25 protein-coding genes are annotated in these 24,302 nt (G+C 71.2%); 17 read left to right on the top strand and 8 right to left on the bottom strand.

What is annotated here, in order from left to right; all coding sequences use genetic code 11:
- Nucleotides 1-43 precede the first annotated feature (43 nt).
- Nucleotides 44-199: a hypothetical protein gene (locus tag Q5762_RS19025; protein WP_315893348.1), complete on the bottom strand. Its 156-nt coding sequence runs from the start codon at nt 197-199 to the stop codon at nt 44-46.
- Between Q5762_RS19025 and Q5762_RS19020 the strand changes: the two genes are divergently transcribed.
- On the top strand, nt 198-1,034 hold the full coding sequence (locus Q5762_RS19020; RefSeq protein ID WP_315893347.1) for a sulfurtransferase: 837 nt from the start codon (nt 198-200) through the stop codon (nt 1,032-1,034). The genes Q5762_RS19025 and Q5762_RS19020 overlap by 2 nt on opposite strands.
- A 143-nt stretch (nt 1,035-1,177) precedes the next feature.
- On the opposite strand, the gene sepH is transcribed toward Q5762_RS19020, so the two are convergent.
- Nucleotides 1,178-2,242 (bottom strand): septation protein SepH, encoded by a 1,065-nt coding sequence (sepH, locus tag Q5762_RS19015; RefSeq protein WP_315893346.1) that lies wholly within the window; start codon nt 2,240-2,242, stop codon nt 1,178-1,180.
- A gap of 416 nt (nt 2,243-2,658) precedes the next feature.
- Between sepH and Q5762_RS19010 the strand changes: the two genes are divergently transcribed.
- A complete protein-coding gene (locus Q5762_RS19010; RefSeq protein WP_315893345.1) occupies nt 2,659-3,465 on the top strand; it encodes a hypothetical protein in 807 nt (268 codons plus the stop codon).
- A gap of 3 nt (nt 3,466-3,468) precedes the next feature.
- On the opposite strand, the gene Q5762_RS19005 is transcribed toward Q5762_RS19010, so the two are convergent.
- Nucleotides 3,469-4,782, bottom strand: a complete 1,314-nt coding sequence (locus tag Q5762_RS19005; RefSeq protein WP_399495204.1) for a D-arabinono-1,4-lactone oxidase — start codon at nt 4,780-4,782, stop codon at nt 3,469-3,471.
- Nucleotides 4,748-6,001 carry an MFS transporter gene (locus tag Q5762_RS19000; RefSeq protein WP_315893343.1) on the bottom strand — a complete coding sequence of 418 codons (1,254 nt, stop codon included), beginning with the start codon at nt 5,999-6,001 and terminating at the stop codon, nt 4,748-4,750. Before Q5762_RS19000 ends, Q5762_RS19005 begins: the two co-directional genes overlap by 35 nt.
- Before the next feature lie 132 nt (nt 6,002-6,133).
- Between Q5762_RS19000 and Q5762_RS18995 the strand changes: the two genes are divergently transcribed.
- Both Q5762_RS18995 and Q5762_RS18990 read left to right on the top strand, forming a co-directional pair.
- The gene (locus tag Q5762_RS18995; protein ID WP_315893342.1) at nt 6,134-7,261 is read left to right on the top strand and encodes a ferrochelatase; all 1,128 of its coding nucleotides are present in this window, start codon (nt 6,134-6,136) and stop codon (nt 7,259-7,261) included.
- A 9-nt stretch (nt 7,262-7,270) separates the two neighbouring features.
- A complete protein-coding gene (locus Q5762_RS18990) occupies nt 7,271-8,107 on the top strand; it encodes an inositol monophosphatase family protein (protein WP_315893341.1) in 837 nt (278 codons plus the stop codon).
- 81 nt (nt 8,108-8,188) lie between these two features.
- Here Q5762_RS18990 and Q5762_RS18985 read toward each other — a convergent pair whose 3' ends face one another.
- Nucleotides 8,189-8,362, bottom strand: a complete 174-nt coding sequence (locus Q5762_RS18985; RefSeq protein ID WP_315893340.1) for a hypothetical protein — start codon at nt 8,360-8,362, stop codon at nt 8,189-8,191.
- Nucleotides 8,363-8,757: 395 nt separating this feature from the next.
- On the opposite strand from Q5762_RS18985, the gene Q5762_RS18980 reads away from it, so the two are divergent.
- The 4 genes from Q5762_RS18980 to Q5762_RS18965 all read left to right on the top strand — a co-directional run bounded on the left by Q5762_RS18980 (nt 8,758) and on the right by Q5762_RS18965 (nt 12,338).
- Complete coding sequence (locus Q5762_RS18980) at nt 8,758-9,411, top strand: response regulator transcription factor (RefSeq protein ID WP_315893449.1); 654 nt, start codon at nt 8,758-8,760, stop codon at nt 9,409-9,411.
- A 4-nt stretch (nt 9,412-9,415) separates the two neighbouring features.
- A complete protein-coding gene (locus Q5762_RS18975; RefSeq protein ID WP_315893339.1) occupies nt 9,416-10,651 on the top strand; it encodes a HAMP domain-containing sensor histidine kinase in 1,236 nt (411 codons plus the stop codon).
- Nucleotides 10,652-11,046: 395 nt separating this feature from the next.
- Nucleotides 11,047-11,343 (top strand): DUF4193 domain-containing protein, encoded by a 297-nt coding sequence (locus Q5762_RS18970; protein ID WP_003955561.1) that lies wholly within the window; start codon nt 11,047-11,049, stop codon nt 11,341-11,343.
- Between the two features lie 11 nt (nt 11,344-11,354).
- Nucleotides 11,355-12,338 (top strand): hypothetical protein, encoded by a 984-nt coding sequence (locus Q5762_RS18965; protein WP_315893338.1) that lies wholly within the window; start codon nt 11,355-11,357, stop codon nt 12,336-12,338.
- 26 nt (nt 12,339-12,364) lie between these two features.
- Here the strand turns inward: Q5762_RS18965 and Q5762_RS18960 are convergent, their stop codons facing one another.
- Nucleotides 12,365-12,865 (bottom strand): DUF3093 domain-containing protein, encoded by a 501-nt coding sequence (locus Q5762_RS18960; protein WP_315893337.1) that lies wholly within the window; start codon nt 12,863-12,865, stop codon nt 12,365-12,367.
- A 58-nt stretch (nt 12,866-12,923) separates the two neighbouring features.
- On the opposite strand from Q5762_RS18960, the gene Q5762_RS18955 reads away from it, so the two are divergent.
- From Q5762_RS18955 to Q5762_RS18920, 8 genes are all read left to right on the top strand, one after another.
- Nucleotides 12,924-13,508 (top strand): PaaI family thioesterase, encoded by a 585-nt coding sequence (locus Q5762_RS18955; protein WP_315893336.1) that lies wholly within the window; start codon nt 12,924-12,926, stop codon nt 13,506-13,508.
- Entirely contained in the window at nt 13,508-14,023 is a 516-nt protein-coding gene (gene dut / locus Q5762_RS18950; protein WP_315893335.1) for a dUTP diphosphatase, read from the top strand. The genes Q5762_RS18955 and dut overlap by 1 nt, the downstream gene beginning before the upstream one ends.
- A 1-nt stretch (nt 14,024) precedes the next feature.
- The gene (locus tag Q5762_RS18945; RefSeq protein WP_315893334.1) at nt 14,025-14,786 is read left to right on the top strand and encodes a DUF3710 domain-containing protein; all 762 of its coding nucleotides are present in this window, start codon (nt 14,025-14,027) and stop codon (nt 14,784-14,786) included.
- A gap of 155 nt (nt 14,787-14,941) precedes the next feature.
- A complete protein-coding gene (locus tag Q5762_RS18940) occupies nt 14,942-15,673 on the top strand; it encodes an ABC transporter ATP-binding protein (RefSeq protein WP_315893333.1) in 732 nt (243 codons plus the stop codon).
- 194 nt (nt 15,674-15,867) lie between these two features.
- Complete coding sequence (locus Q5762_RS18935; RefSeq protein WP_315893332.1) at nt 15,868-18,420, top strand: sensor histidine kinase KdpD; 2,553 nt, start codon at nt 15,868-15,870, stop codon at nt 18,418-18,420.
- 97 nt (nt 18,421-18,517) lie between these two features.
- The gene (locus tag Q5762_RS18930; RefSeq protein WP_315893331.1) at nt 18,518-19,204 is read left to right on the top strand and encodes a response regulator; all 687 of its coding nucleotides are present in this window, start codon (nt 18,518-18,520) and stop codon (nt 19,202-19,204) included.
- Between the two features lie 102 nt (nt 19,205-19,306).
- Nucleotides 19,307-19,705: an OB-fold nucleic acid binding domain-containing protein gene (locus Q5762_RS18925; RefSeq protein ID WP_315893330.1), complete on the top strand. Its 399-nt coding sequence runs from the start codon at nt 19,307-19,309 to the stop codon at nt 19,703-19,705.
- A gap of 3 nt (nt 19,706-19,708) precedes the next feature.
- Entirely contained in the window at nt 19,709-20,497 is a 789-nt protein-coding gene (locus Q5762_RS18920; RefSeq protein WP_315893329.1) for a DUF3159 domain-containing protein, read from the top strand.
- Nucleotides 20,498-20,659: 162 nt separating this feature from the next.
- Here Q5762_RS18920 and Q5762_RS18915 read toward each other — a convergent pair whose 3' ends face one another.
- Nucleotides 20,660-21,343, bottom strand: a complete 684-nt coding sequence (locus tag Q5762_RS18915) for a TrkA family potassium uptake protein (protein WP_315893328.1) — start codon at nt 21,341-21,343, stop codon at nt 20,660-20,662.
- Complete coding sequence (locus Q5762_RS18910) at nt 21,343-22,011, bottom strand: TrkA family potassium uptake protein (protein WP_315893327.1); 669 nt, start codon at nt 22,009-22,011, stop codon at nt 21,343-21,345. The genes Q5762_RS18915 and Q5762_RS18910 overlap by 1 nt, the downstream gene beginning before the upstream one ends.
- 233 nt (nt 22,012-22,244) lie before the next feature.
- Between Q5762_RS18910 and Q5762_RS18905 the strand changes: the two genes are divergently transcribed.
- Nucleotides 22,245-24,296: an APC family permease gene (locus tag Q5762_RS18905; protein ID WP_315893326.1), complete on the top strand. Its 2,052-nt coding sequence runs from the start codon at nt 22,245-22,247 to the stop codon at nt 24,294-24,296.
- Nucleotides 24,297-24,302 lie beyond the last annotated feature (6 nt).

Here is a 24,302-nt window from a genome sequence, read left to right as displayed (position 1 = left end):
CGTACGGGCGGGTGGGAGCGGGGCTCTCGGGTACCGCAGCGGGTTACTGCCCGCCGTCCGCCCGCCGTACACGCGTCTCGGGCGCGACCCCGTGCACGATGCTCGCACCGACGGGCTTCGTACGCGCCACGGCCGCGCCGACGTTCCGTCGCCAGGGCGTGGTCCGGTAGGGCGCGACCTGCGCGAGGATGGCACCCATGAAGCCCATCATCTCCGCAAGCGATCTCGCGAGCGACTTGGCCGGGGCGGCGCGCCCGGTCCTCCTCGACGTCCGTTGGCAGCTCGGCGGCCCGCCCGGACGGCCCGCGTACGAGGCCGGGCACCTGCCCGGCGCGGTCTACGTCGACCTGGACGCGGAACTGGCCGCTCCGCCCGGCCCGGGCGGCCGGCACCCGCTGCCGGACCTGGCGGTCTTCGGCGCGGCGATGCGCGGGGCGGGTGTCTCGGCGGACACGCCGGTCGTCGTCTACGACGGCGGGCTCGGCTGGGGGGCCGCCCGGGCCTGGTGGCTGCTGCGCTGGACCGGGCACACGGACGTACGGGTGCTCGACGGGGGCCTGGCGGCGTGGACGGCGGCGGGGTACGAGCTGTCGGAGGAGACCCCGAGCCCGGAGCCGGGCGACTTCGCGCCGCGCGCGGGGGAGGTCGGCCTGCTCGACGCGGACGGGGCGGCGGCCCTGGCCCGCTCGGGGCTGCTGCTCGACGCGCGGGCGGCGGAGCGCTACCGGGGCGACGTGGAGCCGATCGACCCGGTCGGCGGCCACATCCCGGGCGCGGTGTCGGCCCCGACGACGGAGAACGTGGACGAGGACGGCCTCTTCCTCCCGGCGCGGACGCTGGCGACCCGCTTCACCGCGCTCGGCGCCCCGGAAGAGGGCGTGGTCGGCGTCTACTGCGGGTCGGGCGTCTCGGGTGCCCACGAGGTCCTGGCCCTGGCGATCGCGGGCATCCCGGCCGCCCTCTACGCTGGCTCCTGGTCGGAATGGTCCAACGACCCCACCCGCCCGGTAGCCAAGGGCCCGGACCCGGAGTAGCGCCGGCGCTCAAGCTCCGCGCAACGGCCCGGCCCTGCACGCCCCCGCACGAGCAAGGGCCCGCACCCATCGGGTGCGGGCCCTTCCTCGTATGCCGAATGCCGAATGCCGAATGCCGAATGCCGTACGCCGTAAGGGTGTTGTCAGTCCTGCTTCTTCCGGCGGGTGCCGAACACGATCTCGTCCCAACTCGGAACCGCCGCGCGGCGCCCCGGGCGGACCCCGTCGGCCTCGGCCTGACGGTCCGTCGTGCCCGTCAGGCGGTCGCGGTGGCCCGAGACCGCACGGGGCATCAGGACGTCGGCGTAGGCCGAGCCCGCGCCGGCCGAGGCCGCCGGGGCCGGGGGCTCCTCCGCCTCGGGCTCCTCGGCGGGCGCGGTCGAGGGCGGTTCGGTGTTCCGGTCCGGGACGACCATGTCGCCGCGGAAGCTCGGCACCGCCTCCAACAGGCTGGTGAGCGAGTCCCGTTCGTCCTCCGGTTCTGGAACCGGAGCCGGACGCTCCATCTGACGGTCGAGCGCACGGTCCAGCGGCCGGTCGCGCGGCAGCCGGGCGATCCGGGGCACGAACGGGAAGCTCGGCTCCGGCGCGGCCGCGAGCGTGTCGTCCGTCTCGCCGATCAGCGCGCGCGCCTCGTCGTCCACGGCCTGGACGAGCCGCCGGGGCGGGTCGTACGTCCAGCTCGCCGTGTGTACCTCGCCCGCCACCCGGTAGACGAGCAGGACTTCCCACGTGCCGTCGTCGCGGCGCCAGGAGTCCCACTGCACGGTGTCCTTCTCGGCGCCGCGCAGCAGCAGCCGCTCCTGCACCGCCTCGCCGAGCTGCGGTCCGGTGTTCTCGCCGGGCCGGCGCACCGGCGTCTTGCGGGCCCGCTCCGCCATGAACGCCCGCTCCGCCAGCACGGGGCCCTCGAAGCGCCGTACGCGGTCGACGGGGATCCCGGCGAGCTGGGCGACCTCCTCGGCGGAGGCACCGGCACGTATCCGCGCCTGGATGTCGCGGGGGCGGAGGTGGCTCTCCACCTCGATCTCGATCTGACCGAGCCGCGCGCGGTCGTTGCGCACGGCGGCGCGCAGCCGCTCGTCGATCGGAAGGGTGTACTCCGTGCTGTCAGCAGCCTTCAGCACCAGTCGTGTGCCGTCGTTGGAGACGGCCACGACACGCAGTTCGGGCATGGGGACCTCCCGGGTGGTGCCTGCCGACGTCACGTGCGTCGCTGCTTCCGCTAGTCGAGTGTGGCCTGCCCGGGTGCAGCCTGCCACAACATTGCCGAGTTACCCGGCGTGTCGGGCCTGGACCCTGGATCGCCGTTATGGCACGGTTACCCATCTGCGACGCAGAGTGACCGACTGTCACGCTCCGCAACGGATCGCCGTGCGGTGCCGCGGCGCCGCCGGTTCGAGTGCCACTTTCGGCCCCCTCCCCGTGACCTGGCACCCATGAGGGAGCCCGGACCCAGGGATCGCCACAGTACTCCATTCGGGCCACCTGGGTGGACCGGCGCGCCGCCCAACTTCTCCGGGGGTACGGGAGTTGAGTCTCCGTGACTCCCGCCGCACGTGTCGCTCTTCACAGAAACCGCAGAAACGGAACTATTCACTTCGCCCATTTGTCCCTTGTGGGTATGGAGCAGGAGAAGAACGGTGAGAAGAAGAAGCTCGACCTGAGCATCGCTCAGGTCTCGGGCTCCGCGATCGCCGCGGTCGTGGCGGCCAAACTCGCCTCCACCCTCGGCGTGTACGGCACGATCCTGGGCGCCGGCGTGATCAGCGTCATCGCCACCTGTGGCGGCTCGGTCTTCCAGCACGTCTTCAAGCGCACGGGCGAGCAGATCCGGGAGGTCGCCGTCCACGCCGAGCCGCCGTCGAAGGCCCCGGCGCGCCAGGAGACGCCCGACCGCACCATGGTGCTCACCACGGTCGGCGGGCCCGCTGTGCCCCCGTACGACGAGGAGTTCGGGGACGCGACCACGCACGGCACGCGCGTCCGGGGCTGGAAGCGCTCCGCCGTCGGCGCGGCCCTCGTCTTCCTGGTCGCCATGGGAGGCATCACCAGCTACGAACTGATCTCCGATCAGGACTTCAGCGGCACCAAGGGGACCACGACCTTCGGCTCGGTCGTCCGGGGGGATGGCGGCGAGGCGAAGAACGAGCAGCCGACCGAGGAGTCGCCCCCGCGGGAGCGGCAGCAGGAGGAGCGGGACGGCGGCGCCACCCCCGCCGACAGCGCGACGCCCGGCACCGGCCGGGCCACCCCCGATCCCACCCCCACGCCCTCCGGTTCCACCGGCGGCGACCCGACGCCCACGCCGACCCCGACGCCGCCTCCCACCGGGACCCCGACGCCCACCACCCCGACGCCCACGCCGCCCCCGACGGCCACCCCGTCCAGCGGCGCGGGCGCCCCGGAGGCCGAAACGCCCGCCGAGTGACGGTCAGGCGCCCAGCACCCGCCGCAGATAGTCGTTGGCGAAGAGCCGGTCGGGGTCCAGCCGGTCGCGCAGCTCCGTGAACTCGGCGAAGCGCGGGTAGACCTCGGAGAAGTACGCCGCGTCCCGGGTGTGCACCTTGCCCCAGTGCGGCCGGCCGCCGTGCGCGGTCATGATGCGCTCCACCGCGGTGAAGTACGCGCGGTGCGGCGTCCCCTTGTAGAGGTGCACCGCGATGTACGCCGTCTCCCGCCCCGATGCCGTGGAGAGCGCGATGTCGTCGGCGGGCGCTGTGCGCACCTCCACCGGGAAGCTCACCTTCAGCGGCGAGCGCTCGACCATCGCCTTCAGCTCGCGCAGGGCCCCGATGGCCGCCTCGCGCGGCAGGGCGTACTCCATCTCCAGGAAGCGCACCCGGCGCGGCGAGGTGAAGACCTTGTACGGGATGTCGGTGTACGTACGGGCCGACAGGGCGCGGCTGGAGACCTTGGCGATCGACGGAATGGCCGGCGGCACCGCGCGGCCGACGGAACAGGCCAGCTGGAAGAGGCCGTTCGACAGCAGCTCGTCCTCGACCCAGGCGCCGATCCGTCCGGGCGGGGCGGCGGGGCCCGCGCTGCGGTTGTTGCGCTTGGTGTTGCAGTTGTCCGTGTGGGGGAACCAGTAGAACTCGAAGTGTTCGTTCTCCGCGTGCAGTTCGTCGAACTCCGAGGTGACCCGGTCGAAGGTCATCGGCTCCTCGCGCGCGGTGAGCAGGAAGACCGGCTCCACGGCGAAGGTGATGGCCGTGACGATGCCCAGGGCGCCGAGCCCGATCCGGGCGGCCGCGAAGACCTCGGGATTCTCCTTCTCCGAGCAGACCAGCAGCCCCCCGTCCGCCGTGACCAGCTCCAGCTCGCGGATCTGCGCGGCGATCGAGGCGGAGTCGCGGCCGGTGCCGTGCGTTCCGGTGGAGGTGGCCCCGGCGACCGTCTGCTCCATGATGTCGCCCATGTTCGTGAGCGACAGACCCTCCCGGGCCAGCGCCACGTTGACCCGCTTGAGCGGAGTGCCGGACTCCACGGTCACGGTCATCGCCTCGCGGTCGATCCGCCGGATGCCCGTCAGCAGGTCCGGGCGGATCAGGACGCCGTCCGTGGCGGCGATCGAGGTGAAGGAGTGCCCGGTGCCGACCGTCTTCACGCGCAGCCCGTCCTCGGCCGCCGTCCTGACGGCGTCGGCCAGCTCCTCGGCCGTGGCGGGGCGCACCTCCCGCGCGGGACGGGAGGTGACGTTCCCGGCCCAGTTACGCCACGGGCTGCCCGTCTCCCTCGTGCTCACTCTCATGGTCCCGCTCACGCTGCCCCTCCCGTGTCGGCACCGGCATGCGCAGCCGGCGATACCCCAGGAGACCCACCGCCACCGCGACCGCGCCCGAGACGACGGGCACCACGTACCCCGCCTCCGCACCCGACGCGTCGACCACCCAGCCGGCGGCCGAGGAGCCCAGCGCCACACCGACGGCGAGCCCGGTGGACGTCCAGGTCATGCCCTCGGTCAGCTTGGTGCGCGGTACGTGCGCTTCGACGAGGGCCATCGTGGTCACCATCGTCGGTGCGATGGAGAGGCCCGCGACAAAGAGCGCCACGGCCAGCAACGGCAGGTTCCCGGCCAGTAGGAGGGGGATCATACTCACGGCCATCGCGCAGGTACCCAGCAGCCACCGTCGCGACGGATCACCCTTGAGGTGGAGCAGCCCGAACACGGCGCCGGCCAGGCAGGAGCCAAGCGCGTAGACCGCGAGGACCAGGCTCGCGGCGGCCTTGTGGCCCTGCTCCTCGGCGAAGGCCACCGTCACCACGTCCACCGAGCCGAAGATCGCGCCGGTGGCGACGAAGGCGAGCGCGAGGATCTGGAGCCCGGGGGAGCGGAGCGCCGAGCCGCCCGAGTGGCCGTCGTGCGGATGCGGTGCGGGCTCGGTGGCGCGCAGCGAGGTCAGCCAGAAGACGCCGATCGCCAGGAAGACGGCGGCGAACAGCGGCCCCGCCTCGGGGAACCAGATCGTCGACAGACCGATCGAGATGATCGGACCGAAGATGAAGCAGACCTCGTCGACGATCGACTCCCAGGAGTACGCGGTGTGCAGCCGGCGCGCCTCCCCCCGGTAGATGTCCGCCCAGCGGGCCCGGGTCATCGCGCCGAGGCTCGGCACGACGCCGATCACGGCGGTGAAGACGAAGAGCGTCCAGTCCGGCGCCTTCTGCTGGACGCAGAGCAGCAGTCCGGCCGCCGCGACGAGCGCGACGAGGGTGACCGGGCGCAGCACCCGGCGCTGGCCGTACCGGTCGACCATCCGGGAGACCTGCGGGCCGAGGACGGCCGCCGACATGGCCATGGTCGCGGAGAGCGCGCCCGCGAGCCCGTACCGCCCCGTGACCTGGGAGATCATCGTGACGATGCCGATGCCCATCATGGACAGCGGCATCCGGCCGATGAACCCGGCGACCGAGAAGGATCGGGTGCCGGGTGCCGCGAAGATCGCGCGGTAGGGACTGGGCAAGGGGATCTCCGGGCATCTGCTCAACACGTGTAATTAATATCTAAAGCCTACGGTGTTGAACTGGATGGCGCAGCCAGTTTTTCGGTCGGGCCGGGCCATCGGCCGTCAGTGGCTGGTGGCAGGATCGGTGCCATGTCCGATCAGCACGATCCCGCCCCGTACGACGCCCTTCTGCTGCTCTCCTTCGGCGGCCCCGAGGGCCCGGACGACGTGGTCCCGTTCCTGGAGAACGTGACGCGCGGCCGAGGCATCCCCAAGGAGCGGCTGAAGGAGGTGGGGCAGCACTACTTCCTGTTCGGCGGCGTCAGCCCGATCAACGACCAGAACCGCGCGCTGCTCGGCGCGCTGCGCGAGGACTTCGCGCGGGCCGGCCTCGACCTGCCGGTCTACTGGGGAAACCGGAACTGGGCGCCGTACCTCACCGACACCCTGCGGGAGATGGTCACCGACGGCCGGCGCCACATCGCCGTCCTCACCACCAGCGCGTACGCCTCCTACTCCGGTTGCCGGCAGTACCGCGAGAACCTCGCCGACGCGCTCTCGGAGCTGGAAGCGGAAGGGCTGCCGCTGCCGCGCGTCGACAAGCTCCGGCACTACTTCAACCACCCCGGCTTCGTCCGCCCGATGGTCGAGGGTGTCCTCGCCTCGCTGGCCGAGCTCGACGGGTCCGTCCGGTCCGAGGCCCACCTCGCCTTCACCACCCACTCCATCCCGGACTCGGCCGCCGACTCCTCCGGGCCCGTCGGTGACCACGGCGACGGCGGCGCCTATGTGCGGCAGCACCTGGACGTGGCCCGGGTGATCGTCGACGCCGTCCGCGAGGAGACCGGCGTCGCGCACCCCTGGAAGCTCGTCTACCAGTCCCGCAGCGGCGCCCCGCACATCCCGTGGCTGGAACCGGACATCTGCGATCACCTGGAGGAACTGCACGGCGCCGGGGTCCCGGCCGCGGTGATGGTCCCGATCGGCTTCGTCTCGGACCACATGGAGGTCCTGTACGACCTCGACACCGAGGCCACCGCCAAGGCCGCCGAGCTCGGCCTCCCGGTGCGGCGCTCGGCGACCGTCGGGGCCGACCCCCGGTTCGCCGCGGCCGTACGGGACCTCGTCCTGGAGCGCGCGGCGGGCGAGCGCGGCGTCCGGGTCGAACGCTGCGCCCTCGGCACCCTCGGTGCCTCCCACGACCTCTGCCCGATCGGCTGCTGCCCCGCGCGGGCGGAGCGCCCCGCGGCGGCCGGCGCCGACAGTCCGTACGCCTGAGGAGCCCTGGTGACCGATTCCGTGAACCCCGCACAGAACGACCCGCTGCTCGCCGAACTGCTCGGCCTCGCCCTGGAGGCCGGGCGCCGGGCCGGTGCGCTGCTGCGCGACGGCCGGCCGGACGACCTGACGGTGGCGAAGACCAAGTCCAGCCCCATCGACGTCGTCACCGAGATGGACATCGCGGCGGAGAAGCTGATCACCGGCTTCCTCGCCGAGCACCGCCCGGACGACGGCTTCCTCGGCGAGGAGGGCGCCGCGAGCCCCGGCACCAGCGGCGTCCGCTGGGTCATCGACCCGCTCGACGGGACGGTGAACTACCTCTACGGGCTGCCGACCTGGTCCGTCTCCATCGCCGCCGAACGCGACGGCGAGACCGTCGTCGGCGTCGTCGAGGCACCGATGCGGAACGAGACGTACCGGGCGGCCCTCGGTGGCGGCGCGTACGTCGACACGGCGGCCGGTGAGCGCCGCCTCGCGGTCCGCCCCGCGCCCCCGCTGGACCAGGCGCTGATCTCCACCGGCTTCGCCTACGTCCAGACCCGCCGCGCCCACCAGGCCGACGTGGCCCAGCGGATGATCCCCCGGCTGCGCGACATCCGGCGCGGCGGATCGGCCGCCATCGACCTCTGCGACGTCGCCGCCGGCCGGCTCGACGGCTACTACGAGCGCGGCCTCAACCCCTGGGACCTCGCCGCCGGGGACCTGATCGCCCGCGAGGCGGGCGCCCTGACCGGCGGACGGCCCGGCGAGCGCCCTTCCGGAGAGCTGGCCATCGCGGCCCCGCCGGGCGTCTTCGAGCCCCTCCAGGCGCTGCTGGAGCAGCTCGGGGCCTGGCACGACTGAGCCGCCTGGCCCGACCGAGCGGGCCCGGACAGGGAGAGGCCCCGGTGTCGCCGACACCGGGGCCTCTCGCCGTCCAAGGGGTCAGGCGCTGGCGGCGCCGACCTCCACGCCGTGCTCGGCGGCCAGGCGGTGCAGGTCGTCGAGCTCGGCCTGCTCGACCTCCGCGAGGAAGTCGTCGCCCGTCTCGCGTGCCCGTGTGAGGTCGGTCTGCGCGGTCCTTATGCGCTGCAGCAGTCCTGCGGTGAAAGCGTCCATGGTGCGCCCCCTCGTCATGGGTCGGTGGCACGGGGGTGTGCCGAGGGTGGGTGGATCACACGCTGCAACCTCTGGGGGACAGAGCGGCATGTGGCGTGCCACGTACGTGCCACAAGCAGGGCGTGATCACGGGGTGTGCAGACGTCCTCCCCAGCGGATTCCTCAAAGAAACCTCAACTGGCCCGGGAATCAGGTGAATTCTTCGCACGCCCCCTCTGCCCCCACCTGTGCTTCCACACGCCCCCCAACCCCCTCGCGACGCCCCGCTCTCCCCTGCCGTAGGCCGCCTTACAGCCGGTTTACGCGCGTACGGGGCAGGATGGACACGCACAGTCAGTGCTGAGAATCGCCCGGTCCGCGTTGAGGGCAGGGGCCCAGAGGAAGGAATGACCGACGTGCGCGTACTCGTCGTCGAGGACGAGCAGCTGCTCGCCGATGCGGTGGCCACCGGACTGCGCCGGGAGGCCATGGCCGTCGACGTCGTGTACGACGGCGCCGCCGCCCTGGAGCGGGTCGGGGTGAACGACTACGACGTGGTCGTCCTCGACCGCGACCTCCCCCTGGTCCACGGCGACGACGTCTGCCGCAAGATCGTGGAGCTCGGCATGCCCACCCGCGTCCTGATGCTCACCGCCGCAGGTGACGTCAGCGACCGCGTCGAGGGCCTGGAGCTGGGCGCCGACGACTATCTGCCGAAGCCCTTCGCCTTCACGGAGCTCACCGCACGCGTGCGTGCGCTGGGCCGCCGTACGACCGTGCCGCTGCCGCCCGTCCTGGAGCGCGCCGGTATCAAGCTCGACCCGAACCGCCGCGAGGTCTTCCGCGAGGGCAAGGAGGTCCAGCTCGCGCCGAAGGAGTTCGCCGTCCTGGAGGTCCTCATGCGCAGCGAGGGCGCCGTCGTCTCGGCCGAGCAGCTCCTGGAGAAGGCCTGGGACGAGAACACCGACCCGTTCACCAACGTCGTACGGGTCACGGTGATGACCCTGCGCCGCAAGCTGGGCGAGCCGCCGGTGATCGTCACCGTGCCCGGCTCCGGCTACCGGATCTGACCCGGTGGCAGCGACCCCGGCGCACCCACAGGCGCCCCCGAAGCCGACCTGGGACCCCCGCGACCCGGTCAGGCCCCTGCTCCGCCCCACCATCCGCATACGGCTCACGCTGCTGTACGGCGGGATGTTCCTGATCGCCGGCGTCCTGCTGCTGTCGATCATCTACCTCTTCACCGCGCAGGCGCTCGGCGACAGCGGCTCCGACCTGCCCTTCAAGGTCGTCAAGGGTGAGGTCCAGCCGACCACCTCCTGGTGCCAGCTCCCCGCTACTGGTACCGGGGAGCAGCTCAACGAGGCCGTCTCCGCCTGTCTCCAGTACCAGCGGGACCGGGCGCTCGACGACCTGCTGCGCCGCTCCCTGTTCGCCCTGCTCGGCCTGAGCATCATCGCCTTCGCCTTCGGCTACGCCATGGCCGGCCGGGTGCTCTCCCCGCTGGGCCGGATCACCCGGACCGCCCGCCAGGTGGCCGGATCCGACCTGGCGCGCCGGATCGAGCTGGACGGCCCGGACGACGAGCTCAAGGAGCTCGCGGACACCTTCGACGAGATGCTCGAGCGCCTGGAGCGCGCCTTCACCGCCCAGCAGCGGTTCGTCGCCAACGCCTCGCACGAGCTGCGGACCCCGCTGGCGATCAACCGCACGCTCCTGGAGGTCCACCTCTCCGACCCGGGCGCGCCCGTCGAGCTCCAGCAGCTCGGCAAGACGTTGCTCGCCACCAACGAGCGCAGCGAGCAGCTGGTCGAGGGCCTGCTGCTGCTCGCCCGCAGCGACAACCAGATCGTCGAGCGCAAGCCCGTGGACCTCGCCGAGGTCGCCTCGCGCGCCATCGACCAGGTACACGCCGAGGCCGAGGCCAAAGGCGTGGAGATCCGCGGTGAGCGGGCCCCGGCCGTCGTCCAGGGCAACGGCGTGCTCCTGGAGCGGATCGCCCTGAACCTGGTCCAGAACGCCGTGCGGTACAACGTGGCCGAGGAAGGCTGGGTCGAGGTCACCACCGAGATCGAGAACGGTCAGGCGGTCCTGGTCGTCTCGAACACGGGTCCCATGGTTCCCGCGTACGAGATCGACAACCTCTTCGAGCCGTTCAGACGGCTGCGTACGGAGCGAACCGGCAGCGACAAGGGAGTCGGTCTCGGCCTGTCGATCGCCCGTTCCGTCGCGCGCGCCCACGGCGGCCGTATCATCGCGGAGCCCCGCGAAGGCGGCGGTCTCGTGATGCGTGTCACTCTGCCGATCTGACACACTTCGAGTACCAACCGGTTCCGTTCGCTTTGCGCGGAATTTCCGGATCCCGTTCCTGAGACGCTCATGTGTGATCGATCACAGGAGTGTGCATCCGGCGCTCTACTCTCCGTGATCGAGAAATCCATGGGAAAACCCGGAAAAGTCCGGGTTTCCGGGGCCCTGGATGACGGGAAGTACACGGGGTGGCACCCGTGAAGGGCGGTAGGAGGACCGTGTACGGTCCGGTTCGCCACCCAAAGCCGATCACTCGTGAGAGGGCCGGTTGGGTGTCGATTGAGTAACAGACCTTGATGTGAGGCAAAATCTCCGCCTCGGGTCGGGCACAAGTCCGGCCTCTCACGCGTTACGTGCGCTGGAGACACCGCAACCACCCAGAGGGGGAGAGCGACATGGCAACGGATTACGACACCCCACGCAAGACCGACGACGACGTCGATTCGGACAGCCTTGAGGAACTGAAGGCCCGCCGGAACGACAAGTCGACCTCGACGGTCGACGTCGACGAGTTCGAGGCCGCAGAAGGCCTGGAGCTGCCCGGCGCCGATCTGTCGAACGAGGAGCTCGCCGTTCGAGTCCTGCCCAAGCAGGCCGACGAGTTCACCTGCATGAGCTGCTTCCTCGTGCACCACCGCAGCCAGCTGGCCCGGGAGAAGAACGGTCAGCCGATCTGCCGCGACTGCGACTGAGATCGGTCGACGTGGCAGGCGACACACCGTCTCGGAAGCGACGCTTCCGGCTTCCTGGGAGGCCGGAGGCGGATCAGGGCGGCTCGAACCCGGTGGAGGTGGCCCAGGAGGCCACGGATGCCGAGCAGAGCACCTTCCTGCCCTCCCTCGGCGCACGTGACGACGAGCGGGGCCCCTCGGCCTCGCTCGAAGCTGCCAAGCCGGATCCGGAGGAGCAGGGCGCTTCACGTGACGGGCGCCGTGCGAACGTCGTCAAACGCGTCGCCGAACCGGCGCGCGTCCAGCTGGACCGTATGAAGCTCGACCGCGCGCGGATCGACGCCGTCAAACGCGGCGTGAAGCGTGGCGGCGAGAGCGCCAGAGCGGGCATCGGCTTTCTCGCCGACCGGATCATCGAGATCGCCCCGCGCGTCCCCGTCCGGGACCTGGCGACCCTGCGCAAGCACTTCCCCGGGCTCGGCCCCGAGCAGATCGCCGACAAACTCGTCGCGGGCGCCTGCAACGCCAGCTCGACCGTCGGCGCCGGCGTCGGAGCCGCGGCGATGCTGCCCGTACCCCCGGCGATGCCCGCCGAACTCGCGGCGGAGATCACCGGAGTCGCCGCGATCGAGCTCAAGCTCATCGCCGAGCTGCACGAGGTGTACGGCGTCAGGCCGCCCGGCACGCTCACCCAGCGGTCCACGGCCTATCTGACCTCCTGGACGGAGGAGCGGGGCATCGACCCCGGCAGGCCGACCACCGTCAACGCGGCGCTCGGCGGACAGCTCAAGCGCGAGCTGCGCCAGCAGATCATGAAGCGCATGGTGCGCAACCTGCCCAACCTGATGCCGTTCATGGTCGGAGCCGCCGTCGGCGCCCTGATGAACCGCCGCGACACCAGGAAGGTCGCCGAGCACGTCCGCAAGGACCTCCGCGCGCGCCAGGTGCCCTGGGCCGCCCTGGAAGGGCTGCCCCCGCTGGAGCAGCCCGAGAACCCCAAGGAGATCGGCTTCTAGGCTGCGAGGACCGTAGCCCCGCGGGGCTACCGGCCTTCGGCGCGGGCCGCCTCGACGGCCTCGACCAGACCCTCCGGGTCACGGCTGGACAGGTACACGTACGGCGTCGGGTCCCCGGGGTCCGCGACCTCGATCCTGACCGCGAGCGGCACATAGCTGCGCAGCAGCATGAAGGCGCGCGGATCGGCCTTGTACGAGCGCCAGGCACGCGCCTCCTCCGCGTCCAGCACCTCCGGCGTCCCCAGCGCCGCGACCGGGATCCGCGCGTCACCCGCGACCAGCGAACCGGCCACCACCCGGATCCGCACCGAGCCGTACGAGGACACGGCCACCGCCGCCAGCGCACCCGCGGCGATCACGCCGCCCAGCATCGGGACCGTACCCAGCGGGAACAGGACCAGGCCGCCGCTGAGACCCAGCAGAGCCGTGATGACCCACCAGGAGCCGGGAGCCGTCAGCCGCTCGTCGAAGCGCGGCGCGGCGGCCGGTGCGGCTGCCGGAACGGGGGAGGAGGCGGAAGGCTGCATGCGTCCAAGCTTGGCACGGCGCGACCCGCCCCTGGCCTCGCGGGTAAGGTCTGCGCCTGTGACCGCAACATCTCCCGCCCTCACCCCGCCGGCCGACGCCATACCGCCGGAACGCCACCCCGACGCGCCCGCCCCGGGCGAGCTGCTCGGCGCGCACTACGCGTACTGCTTCGGGTGCGGCGGCGGGCAGCCCCACGGGCTGCACCTGGAGGCACGGGCCGGCGAGGGCGTGAGCGTCACCGCCGAGTTCACCGTGACCTCCGACCACCAGGGCGCCCCCGGCCTCGCGCACGGCGGCGTCCTCGCCACCGCGCTCGACGAGACCCTCGGCTCGCTGAACTGGCTGCTGCGCGTCATCGCCGTCACCGGACGCCTGGAGACCGACTTCGCCCGGCCCGTCCCCGTCGGCACCGTCCTGCACCTGGAGGCCGAGGTCACCGCCGTGCACGGGCGCAAGATCTACTCGACCGCCGTCGGCCGGATCGGCGGGCCCGAAGGCCCCGTCGCCGTCCGTGCCGACGCCCTCTTCATCGAGGTCAAGGTCGACCACTTCATCGACAACGGCCGCCCGGAGGAGATCCAGGCCGCCATGTCCGACCCCGACCAGGTCCGGCGCGCCCGCGCCTTCGAGGTGAACCCCTGATGAGCAACCCCCCTCTCGACGTCCTGATCCGGCTTCTCGACCCGGACGTACCGATCCCCGCATACGAGCACCCCGGCGACGCCGGGGCCGATCTCGTGACCACCGAGGCGGCCGTCCTGGCCCCCGGGGAGCGGGCCGTGCTGCCCACCGGCGTCTCCATCGCGCTCCCGGACGGCTACGCCGCGTTCGTGCACCCCCGCTCCGGCCTGGCCGCACGGTGCGGAGTCGCCCTTGTGAATGCCCCAGGGACCGTGGATGCCGGGTACCGTGGAGAGATCAAGGTGATCGTGGTCAACCTGGACCCGCGCGAGAGCGTGCGGTTCGAACGGTTCGACCGGATTGCCCAACTGGTCGTCCAGCAGGTCGAGAAGGTGCGCTTCCACGAGGTGGCGGAGCTTCCCGGCTCGGCGCGGGCCGAGGGGGGCTTCGGGTCCACCGGCGGTCATGCCGCCGTGGACGGCGCAACGGGTGGGAATCGATACGCTTCGGTCGTATCCGACCGGGAAGGACAGTGACGTGTTCGGACGTCGCAAGAAGAGCGGTACCGCTGAGGACGCGGCGGGCGAGGCCGAGCAGGTCGTCGACGAGGTCGACACCGACGACACGGCTGGTACGCCGCGTCGGGTGAACCTTCCGCCGGCGCCCCGGCCCGACGGACCGTGGGACATCTCCGAGGTCTCCAAGCCGGAGGACGGCCGCGTGGACCTCGGGGGCATCTTCGTGCCCGGAGTCGAGGGCATGGAGCTGCGGGTCGAGGTGGCGGGCGACGCGATCGTCGCGGCCACCGTGGTGCTGCAGAACAGCGCCGTACAGCTGCAGGCCTTCGCCGCGCCGAAGAAGGAAGGCATCTGGGGCGAGGTCCGCGAGGAGATCGCCTCGGGCATCACCCAGCAGGGCGGTGTCATCGACGAGGTCGAGGGGCCGCTGGGCTGGGAGCTGCGGGCGCAGGTCCCGGTGCAGCTGCCGGACGGCACCGGCGGTGTGCAGCTGGTGCGTTTCGTGGGCGTCGACGGGCCCCGCTGGTTCCTGCGCGGAGTCATCTCCGGGCAGGGCGCGGTGCAGCCCGAGACCGCCGGTCTGCTGGAGCAGATCGTCCGGGACACCGTGGTGCTCCGGGGCGACGCCCCGATGGCGCCGCGCGACCCGATCGTCCTCAAGCTGCCCAACGACGCGCAGATGGTGCCGGACGGCGTGCAGCAGGAGGAGCAGGAGGGCTCCCGCTTCTCCGGAGGCATGGGCCAGCTCCAGCGCGGACCGGAGATCACCGAGGTCCGCTGACCCGGCTCCGTTCCGCTTCTTGATCGAGGCCGATGGGCCGTATTCCGAACTTCTTGTCCGGAATACGGCCCATCGGTGCGTTCCGGACCCTGGCCGGACGGGCCCCCAGCGGCACATACTGACGGGCGCACACGTTCGAAGAGGGGGAGCAGAGCATGAGTGAGAGCAGCGCCGCCGGATCCGGCACGGCGGTGGCCGCGGACCCGGCCGGCGGACCCATGGTCCGCGTCGAGGACCTGCGCCGCTCGTACGGTACGGGGGAGGCGGCCGTCCACGCGCTGCGCGGGGTCTCCTTCGACATCCCCCGCGGTGAGCTCGTCGCGCTCAAGGGCCGCTCGGGTTCCGGCAAGACCACCCTGCTCAACCTGGTCGGCGGCCTGGACAGCCCGGACGGCGGCCGGATCACCATCGACGGGACCGATCTCGCCGAGCTCGGCGAGAACGGGCTCCTGGAGCTGCGCCGCGACCGCGTCGGCTTCATCTTCCAGTCCTTCGGACTGATCCCGATCCTGACCGCCGCGGAGAACGTGGGCGTACCGCTGCGGCTGCGCAAGGCCGACCCCAAGGAGCGCGAGGAGCGGGTCGCCCTCCTCCTCGCCCTGGTCGGCCTCGCCGACCACGCGGCCCAGCGGCCCGGCGAACTCTCGGGCGGCCAGCAGCAGCGCGTCGCCATCGCCCGGGCCCTCGCCAACAAGCCGGCCCTGCTGATCGCCGACGAGCCGACCGGTCAGCTCGACGCGGAGACCGGCCTCGCGGTGATGCACCTGCTGCGCGCGGTGGTCCGCAGCGAGGGCGTCACGGCCCTGGTCGCCACCCACGACGCCCAGCTTCTGGGCCTCGCGGACCGCGTGCTGGAACTGAACGACGGCGAGATCATCGAGCACTGACGGGGCAAAGCCGTGGATATTGGATATCGGACGGTGGATATTGGATCCGATATCCACCGTCCGATATCCAATATCCAATCCCCTCGGCCGCGTCGCCGGCCGGGCGACCCCGGCCCATCAGGATCACGTCAATACAGCTGGTCGGGCCTGCCCCTGGTGCGGAATGTCCGATTCTCTGGACGTAAGGTCATGCCATGGGACGCGGCAAGCTACGGATCTACCTCGGCGCGGCACCGGGCGTCGGCAAGACGTACGCGATGCTCTCCGAGGGACACCGCCGGGTCGAGCGCGGTACGGACTGCGTCGTCGCCCTCGTGGAGCACCACGACCGGCTGCGTACCGAAGTGATGCTGCACGGCCTGGAGCAGGTTCCGCGCCGGACGCTCGAACACCGCGGCGCCACCTTCACCGAGATGGACGTCGATGCCGTCCTGGCCCGCCGGCCCGCCGTCGCGCTGGTGGACGAGCTGGCCCACACCAACGTGCCGGGTTCCCGGAACTCCAAGCGCTGGCAGGACGTCGAGGAGCTGCTCGCCGCCGGGATCGACGTCATATCCACCGTCAACATCCAGCACCTCGAATCGCTGGGCGACGTGGTCGAGTCGATCACCGGTGTGCGCCAGCAGGAGACCGTCCCGGACGAGGTCGTGCGCCGGGCGGACCAGATCGAGCTGGTCGACATGTCGCCCCAGGCGCTGCGCCGCCGCATGGCCCACGGCAACATCTACAAACCGGACCGGATCGACGCCTCCCTCGCCAACTACTTCCGCCCCGGCAACCTCACCGCCCTGCGCGAGCTTGCCCTGCTGTGGACCGCCGACCGGGTCGACGAGTACCTCCAGCAGTACCGGGGCGAGCACGGCATCCGCTCCACCTGGCAGGCCCGCGAGCGGATCGTCGTCGGCCTGACCGGCGGCCCCGAGGGCCGTACGCTCATCCGGCGCGCGGCACGCCTGGCCGAGAAGGGCGCGGGCGGCGAGGTGCTCGCCGTCTACATCGCCCGCAGCGACGGCCTCACCGCCGCCTCGCCGAAGGAGCTCGCGGTCCAGCGGACCCTGGTCGAAGACCTCGGCGGAACGTTCCACCACGTCATAGGCGACGACATCCCCTCCGGCCTGCTGGAGTTCGCGCGGGGCGTCAACGCCACCCAGATCATCCTCGGCTCCAGCCGGCGCAAGACCTGGCAGTACATGTTCGGGCCGGGCGTCGGCCAGACCGTCGCCCGCGAGTCCGGCCCCGACCTCGACGTCCACATCGTCACCCACGAGGAGGTCGCCAAGGGCCGCGGCCTGCCCGTCGCCCGGGGCGCCCGGCTCGGCCGCTCCCGGATCATCTGGGGCTGGCTGGTCGGCATCGGCGGCCCGGCCCTGCTCACCTTCATCCTCACCCACATCGACGCCGATCTGGGCCTTGCCAACGACATGCTGCTGTTCCTGGCGCTGACCGTGGCCTCGGCGCTGCTCGGCGGGCTCCGGCCGGCGCTGGCGTCGGCCGCCTTCGGATCGTTCCTGCTCAACTGGTTCTTCACCCCGCCGCTGCACCGGGTGACCATCGCCGACCCCAAGAACATCGTCGCCATCGCCGTCTTCTTCGGCGTCGCCGTGGCCGTGGCCTCGGTGGTCGACCTCGCCGCCCGGCGCACCCATCAGGCCGCCCGGCTCCGCGCCGAGTCCGAGGTGCTCTCCTATCTGGCCGGGAGCGTGCTGCGCGGCGAGTCCAGCCTGGAGGCCCTGCTCGAACGGGTCCGGGAGACCTTCTCCATGGAGTCGGTCGCCCTCCTCGAACGCGAAAATGACGTCGAGCCGTGGACCCGCGCGGCGAGCGTCGGCCAGCACCCCGCCGCCCGCCCCGAGGACGCCGACGTGGACATGCCCGTCGGCGAGCACCTGGCGCTCGCCCTGACCGGCCGCGTCCTGCCCGCCGAGGACCGGCGCGTGCTCGGCGCCTTCGCCGCCCAGGCCGCCGTAGCCCTGGACCGGCAGCGGCTCGTCGGCGAGGCGGAGCAGGCCCGCAAGCTGGCCGAGGGCAACAAGATCCGCACCTCCCTCCTCGCGGCCGTCAGCCATGACCTGCGTACCCCGCTCGCCGGCATCAAGGCCGCCGTCTCCTCCCTGCGCGCCGACGACGTCGACTGGTCCGAGGAGGACCGCGCGGAACTCCTCGCGGGCATCGAGGACGGCGCCGACCGGCTCGACCACCTGGTCGGTAACCTCCTCGACATGTCCCGGCTCCAGACCGGTACGGTCACCCCGCTGATCCGCCCCATCGACCTGGACGAGGTCGTCCCCATGGCGCTCGGCGGCGTGCCCGACGGGAGCGCGGAGCTGGACATTCCGGAGACCCTGCCGATGGTGTCGGTCGACAAGGGGCTCCTGGAACGGGTCGTCGCCAACATCGTCGAGAACGCCGTGAAGTACAGCCCCGACGGGATGCCGGTGAACGTCTCCGCCAGCGCCCTCGGCGACCGGGTCGAGCTCCGGGTCGTCGACCGGGGGCCCGGCGTACCGGACGAGACCAAGGAGCGGATCTTTGAACCGTTCCAGCGGTACGGGGACGCCCCGCGCGGCTCCGGTGTGGGCCTCGGCCTCGCGGTCGCCCGGGGCTTCGTCGAGGCCATGGGGGGCACCATCACCGCGGAGGACACCCCCGGCGGCGGACTGACGATGACGCTCACCCTCAAGGCCGTGACGAGGCACCCGCCGTCGTCGTCGGCCGCCGCAGACCTGCCCGCGCGGGTCACGTCGTGACCGCACGGTCCTCCCCGTATCCGCCGCCGTTCCCACCGATGCCCCGTACTTCCGGACGTACGAAGCCGTACGCAGCAGAGAGAGAAGGAAGCCTTCGATGACCCGGGTTCTCGTCGTCGACGACGAGCCGCAGATCGTCCGCGCGCTGGTGATCAACCTCAAGGCGCGGAAGTACGAGGTGGACGCGGCGCCCGACGGCGCCACCGCCCTTCGGCTCGCCGCCGAGCGCCACCCCGATGTGGTCGTCCTCGACCTCGGCCTGCCGGACCTCGACGGTGTCGAGGTCATCAAGGGGCTGCGCGGCTGGACCCGCGTGCCGATCCTGGTGCTCTCGGCACGCCAGACCTCCGACGAGAAGGTCGAGGCGCTCGACGCGGGTGCCGACGACTACGTCACCAAGCCCTTCGGGATGGACGAGCTCCTGGCCCGGCTGCGCGCCGCCGTGCGGAGGGCCGAGCCGGTCGGCGGCGGGGACGACGGCGTGGTGACGGTCGAGACGGAGGACTTCACGGTCGACCTGGCGGCGAAGAAGGTCCACCGGGACGGGCGGGACGTCCGCCTCACCCCCACCGAGTGGCACCTGCTCGAAGTACTCGTCCGCAACGCCGGGCGCCTGGTGAGCCAGAAGCAGCTCCTGCAGGAGGTCTGGGGCCCGTCGTACGGCACCGAGACCAACTATCTGCGGGTGTACATGGCGCAGCTGCGGCGCAAGCTGGAGGCCGACCCCTCGCACCCGAGGCACTTCGTGACCGAGCCGGGCATGGGCTACCGCTTCGAGCACTGATGCACCGATGCACTGATGCTTTGATGCGCTGATCCCGACCCCGGTCTCGCCGGACATATCCGGGCCGGTTCCGCTGTCGGCGGGGGCCGGTACGCTTTCTGTATGAGTGCCGCACCCCGTACAGAGAAGCCGGCCGGACGCTTCCGCCGGATGCTCGACCGGTTGTCCACCTCGCAGGAGGAACTGGAGTCCGAAGAGCTCCGGGAGGACGCCGAGGCGTCGGGCTGCACGCGCATCTGCGACTGCTCCGACCGCCAGATAGTCAAGGTGACTGGTACCTTGCGCACGGTCACGCTGCGTCCTCGGGCGGGCGTGCCCGCCCTCGAGGCCGAGCTGTTCGACGGCTCGGCCCCGCTGGACGTGGTGTGGCTCGGTCGGCGGTCCATCGTGGGCATCGAGCCGGGCCGCAAGCTGATCGCCTCCGGCCGGATCTCCATGAGCCACGGCCGACGGGTCCTCTTCAACCCCAAATACGAGCTCCGACCGCTCGGACAGGAGTAGCCGGTGACGTCGTTCGACAAGCCGACGACGGATCAGACGGATCCGACGGATCAGGACGCACAGGACTCCCGGGACGCCCGGGACGGCTTGGGCGCCCAGCAGGACCAGGCGTCGAAGGAGGTCACGGAGGCCGCCCTCTTCGAGGCCTTCGGCGGCCTGCGGGGCATGATCGAGACGGTCCTGCCCGGCCTGCTCTTCGTCACGATCTTCACGATCAACAAGGACCTGCGCATCTCGGCGATCGCGGCGCTGGCGGTCTCCCTGCTCCTGGTCGCCGTCCGGCTGATCCGCCGGGACACCGTCAAGCACGCCTTCAGCGGCGTCTTCGGCGTGGCGTTCGGTGTGGTCTTCGCGATGATGACCGGCAACGCCAAGGACTTCTACCTGCCGGGCATGCTGTACACGCTGGGCCTGGCCCTCGCGTACATCATCACCACGATCGCCGGTGTGCCGCTGATCGGCCTCATCCTGGGCCCGGTCTTCAAGGAGAACCTCTCCTGGCGGACCCGTAACCCCGGCCGCAAGAAGGCGTACGCCAAGGCGAGCTGGGCGTGGGGCCTGATCCTGCTCGGCAAGTGCGCGATCCTCTTCCCGCTGTACTGGTGGGCGGACACGACGCAGCTCGGCTGGGTCCTGGTCGCGCTGAAGATCCCGCCGTTCCTGCTCGCGGTGTACCTGACGTGGGTCTTCCTGGCGAAGGCCCCGCCGCCGATCGACGTCTTCGCCGAGATGGAGGCGGAGGAGGAGGCCGAGAAGGCCCGCAAGGCCGCCGCGCGGCAGCCGGAGGCGTAAGCCGTCCTGAAACGGAGAAGGGCCCGGGACCTAGCAAGGTCCTGGGCCCTTCTGCGCGTCCCGGTCAGGACAAGGCGCGCGCGTGGTCGTTGTGCCCACCCGTTCCTCCCCCTAGGGCTTCGCCCTGGGGGCATGCGGAACGACTGCCCACAACGACCTGCGTCAGCTCGTCGGTGCGCCCTCGTCGCGGCGGACCGACAGGAGGTCCTCCAGCTGTTCCTCGCGGGCCTGCGCGGCCACGAAGAGGAGCTCGTCGCCGGCCTCCAGGGTCTCCTCCGGGCTCGGGGTCAGGACCCGAGAGCCGCGGATGATGGTCACCAGCGAGGTGTCCTGCGGCCAGGCCACATCGCCCACGGCCGTGCCCGCGATCGCCGACTCCGGCGGCAGCGTCAGCTCCACCAGGTTCGCGTCGCCGTGGCTGAAGCGGAGCAACCGGACCAGGTCGCCGACGCTCACCGCCTCCTCCACCAGGGCCGACATCAGTCGCGGCGTCGAGACGGCGACGTCCACGCCCCACGACTCGTTGAACAGCCACTCGTTCTTCGGGTTGTTCACCCGGGCGACGACACGCGGCACGCCGTACTCGGTCTTCGCGAGCAGCGAGACGACGAGGTTCACCTTGTCGTCGCCGGTGGCCGCGATGACCACGTTGCAGCGCTGCAGCGCCGCCTCGTCCAGCGAGGTGATCTCGCAGGCGTCGGCCAGCAGCCACTCCGCCTGCGGCACCCGCTCCACCGAGATGGCGGTGGGTGCCTTGTCGATCAGCAGGATCTCGTGACCGTTCTCCAGGAGCTCACCCGCGATGGACCGGCCCACCGCGCCCGCGCCCGCGATAGCGACACGCATCAGTGACCGCCCTCCTCAGGACCCTCGGCGAAGGCCGCCTCGACCTTGCCGATCTCGTCGATACGCATCATCACGTGCACGAGGTCGCCCTCCTGCAGCACCGTCTGCGAGGACGGGATGACCGCCTCGCCCAGCCGGGTGAGGAACGCCACGCGCACCCCCGTCTCGTCCTGCAGCTTGCTGATCTTGTGGCCGATCCACGCCGCGGAGGTGTGCACCTCCGCCAGCTGCACGCCACCGCTGGGGTCGCTCCACAGCGGCTCCGCGCCGGACGGCAGCAGCCGCCGCAGCATCTGGTCGGCGGTCCAGCGGACCGTCGCGACCGTCGGGATGCCGAGCCGCTGGTAGACCTCGGCGCGCCGGGGGTCGTAGATCCGGGCCGCCACGTTCTCGATGCCGAACATCTCGCGCGCGACCCGCGCCGCGATGATGTTCGAGTTGTCGCCGCTGCTCACGGCCGCGAAGGCGCCGGCCTCCTCGATCCCCGCCTCACGCAGGGTGTCCTGGTCGAATCCGACGCCGGTGACACGGCGCCCGCCGAAACCGGAGCCCAGGCGGCGGAAAGCCGTCGGGTCCTGGTCGACGACCGCGACGGTGTGCCCCTGCTGCTCCAGGGTCTGCGCGAGAGCGGCTCCCACTCGCCCGCAGCCCATGATGACGATGTGCACGTCCCCTTACCCCGCACTCCTGATCGCCTTACTGACCTGCGAAAACACCCTGCTCACAACTTTCCTCACCCGACTGGCCCGGGCCGTGGCGGGCAGCGCCCTGCCGAGCTGCCCGATCCGAGCTTATGCGGCAACGCCTGACGGGACCGCATCCGAGGTACCGCCAGGGAGATTCGGTGCGGATTGGGGGTCGCGGTGAGCATGGCGCTTTTCGAACGCTTACGATCCTCTCCGTGTCCAAACTGACCGACCTGCCCAAACGGATCTTGATCGGACGGGCTCTGCGCAGCGACAAGCTCGGGGAGACCCTGCTCCCGAAGCGCATCGCCCTCCCCGTCTTCGCCTCCGACCCGCTGTCCTCGGTGGCGTACGCACCCGGTGAGGTGCTGCTCGTTCTGTCGATCGCGGGTCTGTCGGCCTACCACTTCAGCCCGTGGATCGCGCTGGCCGTCGTCGTGCTGATGTTCACGGTCGTCGCCTCCTACCGGCAGAACGTGCACGCCTATCCGAGCGGCGGCGGCGACTACGAGGTCGCCAACACCAACCTCGGCCCGAAGGCCGGACTGACCGTTGCCAGCACGCTGCTCGTCGACTACGTCCTGACCGTCGCCGTCTCGATCTCCTCCGGAATCGAGAACCTCGGCTCGGCCATCCCGTTCGTCGTCGAGAACAAGGTCCTCTGCGCGGTCGCCGTCATCCTGCTGCTGACGCTGATGAACCTGCGCGGGATGAAGGAGTCGGGCAGCCTCTTCGCCATCCCGACGTATGTCTTCGTCGTCGGCGTCTTCATCATGATTGCCTGGGGCGCGTACAAGGGGATCGTCCTCGACGAGACCATGAAGGCCCCCACCGCCGACTTCGAGATCAAGCCCGAGCAGGAGGGCCTGGCCGGCTTCGCGCTGCTCTTCCTGCTGCTGCGGGCCTTCTCCTCCGGCTGTGCGGCCCTCACCGGCGTCGAGGCGATCTCCAACGGCGTACCCGCCTTCCGCAAGCCGAAGTCGAAGAACGCGGCGACCACGCTGCTCCTCATGGGCGTCCTGGCCGTCACCATGTTCTGCGGCATCATCTTCCTGGCGATGGCCACCGACGTACGGATGGCCGAGAAGCCCGCCCAGGACCTGCTGCTGAACGGCGTGCCGGTCGGCGAGAGCTACGTTCAGAACCCGGTCATCTCCCAGGTCGCCGCGGCCGTCTTCGGCGACGGAACGTTCTTCTTCGTACTCCTCGCCGCGGCCACGGCGCTCGTCCTCTTCCTGGCCGCCAACACGGCGTACAACGGCTTCCCGCTCCTCGGCTCGATCCTCGCGCAGGACCGGTACCTGCCGCGCCAGCTGCACACCCGCGGCGACCGGCTCACCTTCTCCAACGGCATCGTGCTCCTCGCCGGCGCCGCCATGCTCCTTGTGTGGGTCTACGGGGCCGACTCGACGAAGCTGATCCAGCTGTACATCGTCGGCGTCTTCGTCTCCTTCACCCTCAGCCAGACCGGCATGGTCCGGCACTGGAACCGGCACCTGAAGACCGAACGGGACCCGGCCAAGCGCCGCCGCATGATCCGCTCCCGCGCGATCAACGCCTTCGGCGCCTTCTTCACCGGCCTCGTCCTCGTCGTCGTCCTCGCGACGAAGTTCATGCACGGCGCCTGGGTGGCCCTGCTCGGCATGGTGATCTTCTACGGGACCATGACCGCGATCCGGCGGCACTACGACTCGGTGGCGGAGGAGATCGCCGCGGCCGAGGAGCGCCCGGACGAGTACGTCCGCCCCTCCCGCGTCCGTTCCGTCGTCCTCGTCTCCAAGCTGCACAAGCCGACGCTGCGCGCCCTCGCATACGCCAAGCTGCTGCACGCCAGCGAGCTGGAGGCGCTGAGCGTCAACGTCGACCCGGCCGAGACCAAGGCGCTGCGGGAGGAGTGGGACCGGCGCGGGATCAACGTACCGCTCAAGATCCTCGACTCGCCGTACCGCGAGATCACCCGGCCGGTCATCGAGTACGTGAAGAACATCCGCCGCGAGAGCCCGCGGGACGCCGTCTCGGTCTACATCCCCGAGTACGTCGTCGGCCACTGGTACGAGCACCTGCTGCACAACCAGAGCGCCCTGCGGCTCAAGGGCCGGCTGCTCTTCACCCCGGGCGTGATGGTCACCTCGGTCCCGTACCAGCTCCAGTCCTCCGAGGCCGCGCGGAAGCGGGCCAGGAAGCGGCAGGACTGGAACGCGCCGGGATCGGTGCGACGCGGCCCGGTCGAGAAGCGTCCGAAGGAACCGGCCGGAAAGAGCACGTAGACTGGT

The sequence above is a fragment of the Streptomyces sp. P9(2023) genome (genome assembly GCF_032436795.1).
Classification (GTDB): Bacteria; Actinomycetota; Actinomycetes; order Streptomycetales; family Streptomycetaceae; genus Streptomyces.
Note: the sequence above shows the minus strand (reverse complement) of the source record. Positions and strands in the feature narration are given on the sequence as shown.